This is a genomic window from Skermanella rosea, from assembly GCF_016806835.2.
GTDB lineage: Bacteria > Pseudomonadota > Alphaproteobacteria > Azospirillales > Azospirillaceae > Skermanella > Skermanella rosea.
Genome location: NZ_CP086111.1, coordinates 743539 through 755407, shown reverse-complemented (window position 1 = coordinate 755407; position 11869 = coordinate 743539). Strand labels below are relative to the sequence as shown.

Here is an 11869-nt window from a genome sequence, read left to right as displayed (position 1 = left end):
TCCCCGCTCACGCCGGAATCAGTTCGAACCGGTCGACGTCCACCAACCCCATGTCGGTGATCTTCAGGTGCGGGATCACCGGCAGGGGCAGGAAGGCCAGTTGCAGGAAGGGTTCGGCCAGGGGGCAGCCCATGCCGCGGACGGCGGCGCGGAGTGCCGTCAGAAGGTGCTCGACCTCCTCGAAGGTCCGGTCGCTGATCAGCCCGGCCAGGGGCAGCGCCAGTTCGCCGACCACCTGCCCGTCCAGCACGGCGACGAAGCCCCCCTGGAGCTCGATCAGCCGGTTGACCGCCACCGCCATGTCGGCATCGTCGGCACCCACGACGATCACGTTGTGGCTGTCATGCCCGACGCTGGACGCCAGCGCGCCGCGCTTCAGCCCGAAACCCTTGACGAAGCCTCGGCCGACATTGCGATTGGTGTCGTGACGGCTCAGCACGCAGACCTTCAGGATGTCCGCCTCCGGGTCCGGGTGCCGCTCGCCGTCACGGTAGGGCAGGCTCGCGGTCAGGTGCTCGGTCAGGATCTTTCCCGGGATCAGCCCGATCACCGGACCGGACGGGCCACCCGAGGGGGTCCTGAAGACCTCGGGCGTCACCGGGTCCAGCCGGATCGAGCCCAGCCCGACCGGCGGCACGATGGTCCGGCCCGCGAAGGTCTCCGGCCCGACCACCCGGCCGCTGCGGACGACTTGGCCGACCCGGCAGTCCTCCAGGTCGTCCAGCAGCGCGATGTCGGCCCGGAACCCCGGCGCGATCAGCCCGCGGTCGGTCAGCCCGAAGCCCCGCGCCGCCGACCAGGTCGCCGCGCGGTAGACCGACTCGACCGGCGCGCCCAAGGCGATCGAGCGCCGGATCAGGTGGTCGATATGGCCTTCCTCGGCGATGTCGAGCGGATTGCGGTCGTCGGTGCAGAAGCCCAGGAACGGGGAGGTCATGGCGTCGATGATCGGGGCCAGCGTGTTGACGTCCTTCGATACGCTGCCGTCGCGGATCAGCACCTGCATGCCTTTCCGCAGCTTTTCCCGCGCCTCCTCGACCCCGGTCGTCTCGTGGCAGTTCCGGATGCCGCAGGACAGGTAGGCGTTGAGGTCGCGGCCCGTCACCAGCGGGCTGTGCCCGTCGATATGGCCGCCCTGGAACGCCGCCAGCTTGTCCAGCACCTTGGGGTCCTTGTGCAGCACGCCGGGGAAGTTCATGAATTCCGCGAGGCCGATCACCTGGGGGTGGCCGCGGTGGCGGACCAGGTCCTCCGCCTCCAGCCGGGCGCCCGAGGTCTCCAGCTCGGTCGCCGGGACGCAGGAGGAGAGCTGGACCCGCAGGTCCATGGCCAGCCCGACCGAGCTGTCGAGGAAGTATCTCAGCCCCTCCTCGCCCAGCACGTTGCAGATCTCGTGCGGGTCGCAGACGGCGGTCGTCGTCCCGCGCGGCAGCACGCACCGGTCGAACTCGGCCGGCGTGACCAGGGTGCTCTCGCAATGGACATGGGTGTCGATGAAGCCCGGGACCGCGATGCGGTCCCGCCCGTCGATCACCACCTCCCCGTCATAGCTCTCGTAGGTGCCGACGATCACGTCGCCGCAGACGGCGATGTCGCCCGAGGCGATCTCGCCGGTCACCACGTTGAGGAAGCGGGTGTCTTTGATCACGAGGTCGGCCCTCGTCCGGCCCATGGCCTGGTCGATGCGCTTTCCCAGATCGTCGCGCGTCACCCCCATAGGCCGGCCTCCGGCGGAAAGACGGTCTCGCCCTCGTAGCGGAGGCCGGGCTCCCGGTCCCGCGCCAGCCACAGCGGCCCGTCGAGATCGACCAGCTTGGCGCCCTGCGCGATCACCACCCCCGGCGCCATGGCGAGCGAGGTCGCCAGCATGCAGCCGACCATGATGTCGAACCCCGCCTCCTCGGCGGCGCGTTTCAACCGAAGCGCCTCGGTCAGGCCGCCGGTCTTGTCCAGCTTGATGTTGACCACCCCGTACTTGCCACGCAGCTCGTCCAGGGTCGAACGGTCGTGGCACGACTCGTCGGCGCCCAGTGGCACCGGGCAGTCGAAGCCCAGCAGGGCGTCGTCCTGTCCGGCCGGCAGCGGCTGCTCGATCAGCTCGACCTGGAGCCGGGCGAAGGCGTCGCCGAAGCGCTTCAGGTGTTCGAGAGTCCAGCCCTCGTTGGCATCGACGATCAGCCGGGCGTCGGGCGCGTTCTCCCGCACCGCCGTCACCCGCTCCAGGTCGCCGTCCCCCGTCAGCTTCAGCTTGAGCAAGGGCCGGTGAGCCGAAGCGCGCGCCGCCGCCGCCATGTTCTCCACCGTGTCGAGGCTCAACGTGTAGGCGGTCACGACCGGAGCCAGCGGCGCGTCCAGGTCGGCCACCTGCCAGATCGGCTGCCCGGTCAGCTTGCAGGCGAGGTCCCACAGCGCGCAGTCCACCGCGTTGCGGGCGGCACCCGGCGGCAAGGCTTCCAGCAGCTCCTCCTGCTCCATCCCGGCGGCGATCGCGTCGGCGACGCTCTCGATCTGGGCCGCGACCCCGTCGATGCTCTCGCCATAACGGGCATAGGGCACGCACTCGCCCCGGCCGACGGTGCCGCCGTCGTCGATCTCGGCGACGACCACGTGGGCCTCGGTCTTGGCCCCTCGGGAAATGCGGAAGGTGCCGCGGATCGGGAAGATCTCGCGGCGGACGGTCAGAGTGCGCTTCGCGCTCGGCGCTGCCATGGCCTCAGCCCAGCAGGTCGACGATCGGGCCGACGCCCATGCGGACGGGATCCACCGCCGGCATGCCGAAGCGGTCGGACAGCTGCTTCAGGTAGGTCTCGGCGGCGGACTGGTCCATGGCCGCGGTATTGACGCTGAACCCGATCACCCTTGCATCGGGATTGGTCACCCGCGCCGCCGCCTCGTGCGCCACGATGCAATCCTGGATGTCCGGAACCTTGCGGTTCGGCAGGCCGCGCATGTGCGGCCGGGTCGGCTCGTGGCACATCACCATCACGTCGGGCTGGGAGCCGTGGACCAGCGCCAGCGTCACGCCGGCATAGCTGGGATGGAGCAGCGAGGCCTGCCCCTCCACCACATCCCAGTGGTCGGGATCGTTGGCCGGGGTGAGGTATTCCACCGCGCCCGAGACGAAGTCCGAGACCACCGCGTCGACCGAGACGCCGTCGCCCGCGATCAGGATGCCGGTCTGCCCGGTCGCCCGGAAATCGGCGTTCATGCCGCGCGCCCGCATCTCCTTCTCGAAGGCCAGCGCCGTGAACATCTTGCCGATCGAGCAGTCGGTGCCGACCGCCAGCAGCCGCTTGCCCGGGCGGCGTTCGCCGGTGCCGATGTCGAACTCGCGGGTCGGGTGGCGCACGTCGTGGAGCGAGCGGCCCAGCTCCTTGGCCTTGGCCGCGACGGAGGGCAGATCGGTGATCTTGTTGTGCAGCCCGCTGGCGATGTCCATGCCCAGGTCCAGGGCCTTCAGCATGGTTTCCTGCCAGCTCGCGGCGAAGCGCCCGCCCCGGTTGGCGACGCCGATGATCAGGGTCCTGGCCCCTTCCGCGGCCGCCTCCTCCAGGCTCTTGTCCGGAAGCCCCAGGTCGGCCTTGCAGCCGTCCAGGCGCAACTGGCCGACGCACCAGTCACGGCGCCAGCGCGCCACGCCGTCGGCGGTCTTGGCGGCCAGTTGATCCGGCGCATCGCCGAGGAACATCAGGTAGGGATTGGCTATGGCCAAGGGTCTTCTCCATTACGCGTCTGCGATCGGTTACAGTCTATTCCATTCTCCGGCGCTGACCAGCGTCAACCGGTTCCCGGAGCCCGCCTGTCACCGGCCGGGATGCTCCACCCGGATCATCCGGTTGACATGGGGATGCTCGATCACCCGCACCGCGCCGTCGGGCCAGCGCACCTCCACCCGGTCGACGGAATGGACGGCCCCGAGCCCGAAATGGGCGACCGGCTCCATCTGGCAGAGATAGCCGCTGCCGGCGCAGATCGCCCGCCGCTGGGTCCGGCCGCGCGCCGTGCAGGTCACCAGGGCGCCGCGCGCCGGGGCGCCGGCGGCGGTCAGGGGCATGACCCTGAGCCAGCCGTTGTCCGTCGGATAGGGGCGGTAGAACGTCAGCGGCTGCGGCGCCGACTCGCCGTGGGAGACCAGGAGCTCCAGCCTTCCGTCGCCGTCGATGTCCGCGACCGCGGCGCCAGTGCCGAAGCCCATAGGCTCCTCCGCGTCGCCGATCTCGGCTTCGGTCCAGCGCTCGTTGGTCCAGGCGAACAGACGGTTCGGCTCGCCGAAATTGTTGAAGAGGATCTCCTCGAACCCGTCATTGTCGAAATCGGCCGCGAGCACGGTGCGGACGCGCGACGGTTCCGCCATGGCGGCGGGAGCCGACTCGACGAAGCCACCGCCGCCCCGCTGGAGGAACAGCCGGTGCGGCCCTTCCCAATCGCCGCAGACAAGGTCGAACAGCCCGTCGCCGTCGGCATCCAGCACCGCGACGCCGCGCCCGTTCCCGGTGGGATCGACCACCCCCCAATCCTCCGCGATCTCCTCGAAGGTCCCGTCGCCCAGGTTGCGGAACAGGAAGTTCGGGCCGTGCTCGTTGGCGGCGAAGATGTCCATGTGCTCCGACACCAGCGGCAGGCTGAGCAGCCCGCGGCCCGCCGCCGCCAGGTCGATGCCGGCCTCCTCCGCCCTGTCGGACGCGCGCCCGCGCCGGTCCAGCTCGTACAGCCTGAACCGCCCGCCGTGGCTGGCGACGACGAAGCCGTACCTGCCGGTGCCCGACCGGTCGATGCAGGCGACCGAACGCCCGGCCGTCTGGTTGATCGCGCCGAAATTCTCCGGCTGCCCGAACAGGTCCAGCCAGCGCTTGCCGAAGCAGGCGAACAGCCTGTCGCCGAACCGCTTCGGGCCGGAGAAGCTTTCCGAATTCAGCACGTACAGCTCTTCGCGCCCGTCGCCGTCGGCATCGGCGGCGCACAGGCCTATGGCTTGGCGGGTCGCGTCGGCCAGGACGGGGTCCGCGATGTCGACCAGCCGGCGCCCGTCCCATTTCAGCACCAGGTTCGCGCAGCCATGACCGGCGACGATGAACTCGAAGGCGCCGTCGCCATCGATGTCGGTCACCGCCACGCCGTAGCCGAGCCTGGGTTCGTTCCGGTCGATCGACGCCGTCTCGTCGAGAAACATCGTCCACTCCCTGGTGCCGTTGCTTGCCCCCATGCTGACACAATCCGGCGCGGACGGCACGCGATGCGTATCCAGGTACGTTCCGGCCGCCCTCGTCCTTCCGCAAGGCGGGAATTGCCGCCGAATTCCAGGCCCATCCATCCAATCATCGTGACGCCACGGTCCCGGCATTATATTTAGGCGCACAAGCAGGATCCTGGACCTGGAACCGAACCCGACAGAGGGGAAGCCCGCCATGAGTGTCCCCGGCCGCCGCCGGCGCATCAGCGTGCCCGAGCTGTCCGCCCGAAAGGGCGGCACGCCGATCGTATCGCTGACGGCCTACACCACGCCCATGGCCCGGCAGCTCGACGCCCACGTGGACATGCTGCTGGTCGGCGACAGCCTGGGCATGGTCCTCTACGGGATGGACAGCACCTTGCCGGTAACGCTCGACATGATGATCGCCCACGGCGCCGCCGTGATGCGCGGCTCGGCCCTGTCCTGCGTCGTCGTGGACCTGCCGTTCGGCTCTTACCAGGAATCCGCCGAAGCCGCCTTCCGAGCCGCGGCGCGCGTCATGGCGGAGACCGGCTGCGCCGCGGTCAAGCTGGAAGGCGGCGTCGAGATGGCCCCCACCGTCGAGTTCCTGACGAAGCGCGGCATCCCGGTGCTGGGCCATGTCGGCCTGACGCCCCAATCGGTCAACGTGCTCGGCGGCTACCGGGCGCGGGGCCGCAGCGGGCAGGAGAGCAACGCGATCGCGGCCGACGCCTTCGCCATCGCGGAGGCCGGCGCCTTCGCCCTGGTGATCGAGGGCACGGTCGAGACCCTGGCCCGCCAGTTGACAGCCGATCTGCCCGTCCCGACCATCGGCATCGGCGCCTCGCCGGCCTGCGACGGGCAGATCCTGGTGACCGAGGATCTGGTCGGCCTGTTCAGCGACTTCACCCCGAAATTCGTCAAGCGTTATGCCGAGCTGGGTCCCCAGGTCTCGGCAGCCGCGCAGGCCTACGCCGACGAAGTGCGCACCCGCCGGTTCCCCGGTCCCGAACACGTCTTCGCCCCAAAACCCAGCGGGAGCACGCCCGATGCCTGAGAAACTGACCACCGTCCGGACCGTGGCCGGCCTGCGCGCCCAGGTCGCGCGGTGGCGCGCCGCCGGGGAGAAGGTCGGGCTTGTCCCGACCATGGGCGCCCTGCACGAGGGGCACCTGAGCCTGGTCCAGGCCGCCCGCCGCCGGGGGGCGGACCACGTGGTGGTCAGCGTCTTCGTCAATCCGACCCAGTTCGGACCCAACGAGGACTTCTCCAAGTACCCGCGGCAGGAGGACTCCGACGCCGCCAAGCTGGAGACCGTGGGCGCCGACCTGCTCTACGCGCCCGACGTGGGCGAGATGTACCCCGACGGCTTCGCCACCACGGTCCATGTCGCAGGGCTGACCGACGGGCTGTGCGGCCCGTTGCGCCCCGGTCATTTCGACGGGGTGGCGACCGTCGTGTCCAAGCTTCTGCTGCAATGCCTGCCCGACGTCGCCGTGTTCGGCGAGAAGGATTACCAGCAGCTCCAGGTGATCCGCCGCATGGTGCGCGACCTCGACATCCCCGTCCTGATCGAGGGGGCGGCCACCGTCCGGGACGAGAGCGGCTTGGCGCTGTCGTCGCGCAACGCCTACCTGTCCGCCGACCAGCTCGCCATCGCGCGCCAGCTCAACGGCGTCCTGTTCGCCATGGCGGAACGCATCGGGGCCGATCCGACGCGGTGCCGGAGCGAGATCGAGTGGGGATTGGAGCGGCTGAGGGAAGCCGGGTTCGACCGGATCGACTATCTGGCCGTCTGCGATGCCGCATCCCTGGAGCCGCTGGAGGTGGCCGACCGGCCGGCGAGGATCCTAGCCGCCGCCTTCATCGGACGCACCCGGTTGATCGACAACTTCCCGGTATGACCGTCCGGGCGGGCAAGGCTGTCCAACGGGGTGGGCCGGGTCGAACGCGCACCCGGATCGGGCGGCGCGCCGCTCGACGGGATCGAGCCATTCGGTAGGTTGGGGCATCCTGGCCACAACCGGCCGGCATTACCCGGCCAGCAGGGCTTCAGGCCTGCTTCGCGGCCGCCGCGGCGGCACCGCCGCGCGCCCGGGCCTTGTCCCCCGTCGGCGGCGGCAGCTCTATGTTGACCTCGAGCGTGGAGTAGTCACCCCCACGCTCGAAGCTGACCTCGACCTTCTTCTCGTCGATCTGCACGTACTTGGCGATCACCGCCAGCAGTTCCCGCTGAAGGATCGGCAGATAATCCGGGCTGGACCCGGCGGCACGCTCGTGCGCAAGGACGATCTGGAGGCGTTCCTTTGCCTCGTCGGCGACCGACTTGCGCGGAGGTTGCCGGAAGAAGTTGAAGATGCTCATGCGGTCCTCCGCAGGAGACGATCCAGGAAGCCCTTCTTTTCCGGCTTCATGAAACGGTGCTCGACCGTCTCGCCCAGGAAGCGGGCGACCGCGTCGGTGTAGGCGTGGTTCGCGTTGCTCTTCTCGTCCAGCGTCACCGGCATGCCGATGTTGGAGGCGCGCAGCACGGCCGGGCTCTCCGGCACGACGCCCAGCAGCGGGATCGCCAGGATCTCGAGCACGTCGTCGACCTTCAGCATGTCGCCGCGCTCGACGCGCTCCGGATCGTAGCGGGTCAGCAGCAGATGCTCCTGCACCGGCTCCAGGTTCAGTTCCGCCCGGCGGGACTTCGAAGCCAGCACGCCCAGGATGCGGTCGCTGTCGCGCACCGACGAGACTTCCGGGTTGGTCACGATGATCGCGTGGTCGGCGAAGTACAGCGCCATCAGGGCGCCCTTCTCGATGCCGGCCGGGCTGTCGCACAGGATGTAGTCGAAGTCCTTCTTCAGCTCGTCGAGGATCTTCTCCACGCCTTCCTTGGTCAGCGCGTCCTTGTCGCGGGTCTGGCTGGTCGGCAGGATGAACAGATTCTCGACCCGCTTGTCCTTGATCAGGGCCTGGTTGAGCTTGGCCTCGCCGTTGATGACGTTGACGAAATCGAACACCACCCGGCGCTCGCAGCCCATGATCAGGTCCAGGTTCCGCAGACCGACGTCGAAGTCGATGACAACGGTCTTGAACCCGCGCAGGGCCAGCCCAGTGGCGAAGGCAGCGCTCGACGTGGTCTTGCCCACGCCGCCCTTGCCCGATGTCATAACGATTACCTTGGCCAAGGAAGCCTCTCCACTCTTCGATGTTGATTGCGAACTTGTTTCTTTGCCGCGGCTCATGACAACGGATCCATGCGCAGATATCCGTCATCCAGATATATGTGAACCTGCTTCTTGAACACCGAAGCGTCCAAATCCTCGCTGACCCGATAGAGCCCGGCGATCGATACCAGTTCCGCCTCCAGGCTGTGGCAGAAGATGCGGGCGGCGGTATCGCCGGAGATGCCCGCCAGCGCGCGTCCGCGCAGCGAGCTGTAGACATGGATGTTGCCGTCGGCCAGCAACTCGGCCCCGGCGCTGACCGGCCCCAGCACGATCAGGTCGCCGCGCGCGGCGTAGATCTGCCGGCCCGAGCGCACCGGCTCGGTGATGATCATGGTAGTCTTCTGGAACTCCGGCGCCGCCTCGGCCATCGGCGCGGGGGTGCGCGGCGGCAGCGGGTCGGTCGGCGCCCGTCCGGGTGCCGGCCGCTGGAAATCGCGCTCCGGCTCGCGGCTCGGGCGGCCGGTCGGCATGACCGTCAGCCCGGCCTCGAACGCGGCGGCCTGCTGGGCCGGCGTGCCGCCCTGGATGCCGACCGGGATCAGGCTGTTCTGGCGCAGGGTGACGACGAAATCGATGAAGTCGGCGGGGCCGGCGCCTTCCTCCAGGTCCTCGAGGTCGAGCACCACCGGGGCGTTCCGGAAAAAGTTCGGCGCCTGGCGGATCTTGCTCAGCAGTTGGGGGAAAAACGACGGGTCATCGGGAGCCATCAGCTTCAACACCATGACGGTGAAGCTGTTGCCCCTGAGTTGGAACGGCGCGTCACGTTCCGAAATCTGACTGGTGCTTCTCACAAACCCCTACCACTTATCATGATGACCGCCGCCCGGCAGGCGTCCGGCACCGCCGTCCCCTGCCCTGGCCCCACGGGTTGAAATCGGCCGCCCCTACGAAAATCGAGAAAATGGCTACTCCTTCTAGCGAGCCATGGCCCCGAAGTGCAAGCGTCTAGTTAACCATAACCCGCGGATATTTCCGCCACCAGCCCCGCGGCCGGGCTCGACTGCGGACCATAGCCCAATTCTTGGGGTCTGTGCCTCAAAAACTACAAATTATGGTGCCGATATCTTCACTTTTCGGCGAATCTCCGACATGGCCCGGACAGGCATTCAGCCGCCGTCGGAAGGCCGTTCCGAGGCTCCCCCCGCGAGGGCCGCCCTGCGCTGCTCATACTCCGCCTCGGTCATCAACCCGCGGTCGAGCATCACCTTGAGAGCCCGAAGGGATCGCGCCGCCGAGTCGTCGCCTTCGTCGCCGCTTTCGCTGTCCGCGGCGCCGCTTGCCACGCCTGCACGGCCGCGGACGGGACGGGCGGCAGACCGCGCCGTCCCGGCCACCGGCTTCTTCTCGTTCCAGATCGACGTGAACCTGCTCGCCATGCCTACCCCCGTCACCCCCGAGTACGACATCGTGGCGCCAGCATAGGCAAACAAGCGCGCGGACGCCATGCCGGCGTCGCCAGAGCGGGCGCGGGGTGGGTAACCCGCAACATGTAGATGAATTTTTTATTGGCCCCACGAAATAACGGCGACAAAGCACGAATTTGACGGTTATCCTCGGTGACACCAAGGCTGACACAGACGACAGGAGCTTCTTCCCTTGTCCGACCCGTCGAGAAGCATCGCGGATCCAACATGCGGGGCACCAACGCTTCGCCGCCGCCGGACAGCCATCCGCCGCCACGCGTCAGCCGAATGCACGATCGAACCTCCCGTCCGGGAGGTTTTTTTGTGCCCGCCTTCAAGTCCCCAAAGCCGGTTTCAACGGTCCAGGAGAACGACATGGCCCAACGCCGCTTCGGCAGCAGGAGGTGATCGATGAGAGCCCCGTTTGACACATGCAGCGCCTGGGATCCCCTCAACCAGGATGCCAGCGAAGGGAAAGGACGACGCACCATGGCAAAACGCACCGCTTCCTCGGCCCGGGTCGTGGCTCTCACCGAAGCCGACGAGGACGGCTTCCGCGAACAGAGCTACCTGAAGACGGTGAAGCCGCGCACGTCCAACCAGGAAGCGCTGATGGCGGCGATCGATACCCATGCGCTGACGCTGGCGGTCGGGCCCGCGGGGACCGGCAAGACCTATCTGGCCGTCACCAAGGCGGTCGAGGCGATGAGCGCCGGCAGGGTGACGCGCATCGTGATCACCCGGCCGGTCGTCGAGGCGGGCGAGAGCCTGGGCTTCCTGCCCGGCGACATCAACGAGAAGATGGACCCGTGGATGCGTCCGATCTACGACGCGCTGTCCGACCGGCTGGGCGCCCGCCAGGTGCGCCAGATGACCAAGGACGGTACGGTCGAGATCGCCCCCCTCGCGTACATGCGCGGACGGACGATCTCGCGCAGCTTCGTCATCGTGGACGAGGCGCAGAACATGACGTTCCAGCAGATCAAGATGCTGCTGACCCGGCTGGGCTGGCATTCCACCATGGTGATCACCGGCGATCCCGACCAGACCGACCTGCTGCCCGGCATGTCCGGCCTGGAGGAGGCCGTGCGCCGGCTCGACCCGCTGGACGACGTCGCCATCGTCCGCCTGACCACCCAGGACATCGTCCGCCACCCGCTGGTGGCCGCGATGATGCCGCTGCTCTCCTGACCTTCCGACGGTGCGGAATGCCGTAAGCCGGCCTTTGGCACAGGCCGACTTACGGCGAGCCTACTCAGCGGAACCGGAGTGCAGGAACCCTAGAACCAGAACCGCACGCCGGTGACGAAGGACAGGTCGCTCGGGTCCTCGCCATGGTCCCGGGCGATGTCGGCGGTCTCGCCCAGCTTCCGTTCCCAGTTCACGCCGATGTAGGGAGCGAACTCGCGGACGACCTCGTAGCGCAGGCGCAATCCCAGCTCCACGTCGTTGAAGCCGGGACCGACATGGAGCTCCCGGACCCGCTGGGCCGAGACGTTGATCTCGGCGACCGGCTGCAGGACGAGCTTCTGCGTGATGAGCAGGTCGTACTCGGCTTCCAGGCGGGCGCTGAAGTCGCCGTCCTCGCTGACGAAGAGCTGGGCGGTCACGTCGAAGAAGTACGGCGCCACTCCCTGGAACCCGACCACCCCATAGGTCGTCTGCGGCCGGGGACGAACGTCGTGCCGGATGCCGGCCTGGAGGTCCCAGAACTCCGACGTCATGCGGCTGTAGAGGAGCTGGAATTCCGCTTCCTCCACCTCCCCGTCCACGGCTTTGCTGCCTTCGGCGTTGAACCAGGCCTTGTTGGTGTCTCCGCCGATCCAGCCCTGCACCTCCCAGTCGATCGAGTTCTCGCCGTCCCGCCAGCGATGCTCCAGCCGGTCGATGAGGAGAGTCGAGAGGATCGGCGGCTCCTCGTGGAACTGCTCGGCCTGGTCCGCGTCCCGGGGTCCGCCGTGTTCCTGCGCGGCGGCGCGCGACGGGACCGCCGACAGCGCCAGCAGGACGGATCCCGCCGCGAGCGCCGCCGTCCGGAGGCTTGTCTTCGTCATTCG

12 protein-coding genes are annotated in these 11869 nt (G+C 68.4%); 3 read left to right on the top strand and 9 right to left on the bottom strand.

The genetic code is table 11. The annotated features are described in order from the left end of the window. Positions 1-7: 7 nt before the first annotated feature. The 4 genes from ade to JL101_RS03510 form a co-directional block, all read right to left on the bottom strand. Positions 8-1717, bottom strand: a complete 1710-nt coding sequence (gene ade, locus JL101_RS03525; protein ID WP_203098493.1) for an adenine deaminase — start codon at positions 1715-1717, stop codon at positions 8-10. Beyond that, positions 1708-2709 carry an N-acetyl-D-Glu racemase DgcA gene (gene dgcA / locus JL101_RS03520; RefSeq protein ID WP_203098494.1) on the bottom strand — a complete coding sequence of 334 codons (1002 nt, stop codon included), beginning with the start codon at positions 2707-2709 and terminating at the stop codon, positions 1708-1710. The genes ade and dgcA overlap by 10 nt, the downstream gene beginning before the upstream one ends. 4 nt (positions 2710-2713) lie before the next feature. After that, on the bottom strand, positions 2714-3712 hold the full coding sequence (gene dgcN / locus JL101_RS03515) for an N-acetyltransferase DgcN (protein WP_203098495.1): 999 nt from the start codon (positions 3710-3712) through the stop codon (positions 2714-2716). 90 nt (positions 3713-3802) lie between these two features. Beyond that, positions 3803-5170, bottom strand: coding sequence for a CRTAC1 family protein (locus JL101_RS03510; RefSeq protein WP_203098496.1), 1368 nt, complete (start codon positions 5168-5170; stop codon positions 3803-3805). A gap of 235 nt (positions 5171-5405) precedes the next feature. On the opposite strand from JL101_RS03510, the gene panB reads away from it, so the two are divergent. Further along, positions 5406-6248: a 3-methyl-2-oxobutanoate hydroxymethyltransferase gene (gene panB, locus JL101_RS03505; protein WP_203098497.1), complete on the top strand. Its 843-nt coding sequence runs from the start codon at positions 5406-5408 to the stop codon at positions 6246-6248. Further along, positions 6241-7095: a pantoate--beta-alanine ligase gene (gene panC, locus JL101_RS03500; RefSeq protein WP_203098498.1), complete on the top strand. Its 855-nt coding sequence runs from the start codon at positions 6241-6243 to the stop codon at positions 7093-7095. The genes panB and panC overlap by 8 nt, the downstream gene beginning before the upstream one ends. A gap of 148 nt (positions 7096-7243) precedes the next feature. Here the strand turns inward: panC and minE are convergent, their stop codons facing one another. The 4 genes from minE to JL101_RS03480 form a co-directional block, all read right to left on the bottom strand. Then, entirely contained in the window at positions 7244-7555 is a 312-nt protein-coding gene (minE, locus tag JL101_RS03495) for a cell division topological specificity factor MinE (RefSeq protein ID WP_201077388.1), read from the bottom strand. Further along, a complete protein-coding gene (minD, locus tag JL101_RS03490) occupies positions 7552-8349 on the bottom strand; it encodes a septum site-determining protein MinD (protein WP_456115339.1) in 798 nt (265 codons plus the stop codon). Before minD ends, minE begins: the two co-directional genes overlap by 4 nt. A gap of 71 nt (positions 8350-8420) precedes the next feature. Continuing rightward, positions 8421-9200, bottom strand: coding sequence for a septum site-determining protein MinC (gene minC / locus JL101_RS03485; protein WP_203098499.1), 780 nt, complete (start codon positions 9198-9200; stop codon positions 8421-8423). 315 nt (positions 9201-9515) lie between these two features. After that, on the bottom strand, positions 9516-9785 hold the full coding sequence (locus JL101_RS03480; protein WP_203098500.1) for an SHOCT domain-containing protein: 270 nt from the start codon (positions 9783-9785) through the stop codon (positions 9516-9518). A gap of 516 nt (positions 9786-10301) precedes the next feature. Here JL101_RS03480 and JL101_RS03475 point away from each other — a divergent pair. Continuing rightward, positions 10302-11003 (top strand): PhoH family protein, encoded by a 702-nt coding sequence (locus JL101_RS03475; RefSeq protein ID WP_201077383.1) that lies wholly within the window; start codon positions 10302-10304, stop codon positions 11001-11003. Between the two features lie 89 nt (positions 11004-11092). Here the strand turns inward: JL101_RS03475 and JL101_RS03470 are convergent, their stop codons facing one another. Then, positions 11093-11866 (bottom strand): copper resistance protein B, encoded by a 774-nt coding sequence (locus tag JL101_RS03470; protein ID WP_203098501.1) that lies wholly within the window; start codon positions 11864-11866, stop codon positions 11093-11095. Positions 11867-11869: the final 3 nt, after the last annotated feature.

Bases quoted from the DNA above. Each gene is read 5' to 3' on its own strand.
- ade (WP_203098493.1), bottom strand. From the start codon at position 1,717: ATGGGGGTGACGCGCGACGATCTGGGAAAGCGCATCGACCAGGCCATG.
- dgcA (WP_203098494.1), bottom strand. From the start codon at position 2,709: ATGGCAGCGCCGAGCGCGAAGCGCACTCTGACCGTCCGCCGCGAGATC.
- JL101_RS03510 (WP_203098496.1), bottom strand. From the start codon at position 5,170: ATGTTTCTCGACGAGACGGCGTCGATCGACCGGAACGAACCCAGGCTC.
- panB (WP_203098497.1), top strand. From the start codon at position 5,406: ATGAGTGTCCCCGGCCGCCGCCGGCGCATCAGCGTGCCCGAGCTGTCC.
- panC (WP_203098498.1), top strand. From the start codon at position 6,241: ATGCCTGAGAAACTGACCACCGTCCGGACCGTGGCCGGCCTGCGCGCC.
- minE (WP_201077388.1), bottom strand. From the start codon at position 7,555: ATGAGCATCTTCAACTTCTTCCGGCAACCTCCGCGCAAGTCGGTCGCC.
- minD (WP_456115339.1), bottom strand. From the start codon at position 8,349: ATGACATCGGGCAAGGGCGGCGTGGGCAAGACCACGTCGAGCGCTGCC.
- JL101_RS03480 (WP_203098500.1), bottom strand. From the start codon at position 9,785: ATGGCGAGCAGGTTCACGTCGATCTGGAACGAGAAGAAGCCGGTGGCC.
- JL101_RS03475 (WP_201077383.1), top strand. From the start codon at position 10,302: ATGGCAAAACGCACCGCTTCCTCGGCCCGGGTCGTGGCTCTCACCGAA.
- JL101_RS03470 (WP_203098501.1), bottom strand. From the start codon at position 11,866: ATGACGAAGACAAGCCTCCGGACGGCGGCGCTCGCGGCGGGATCCGTC.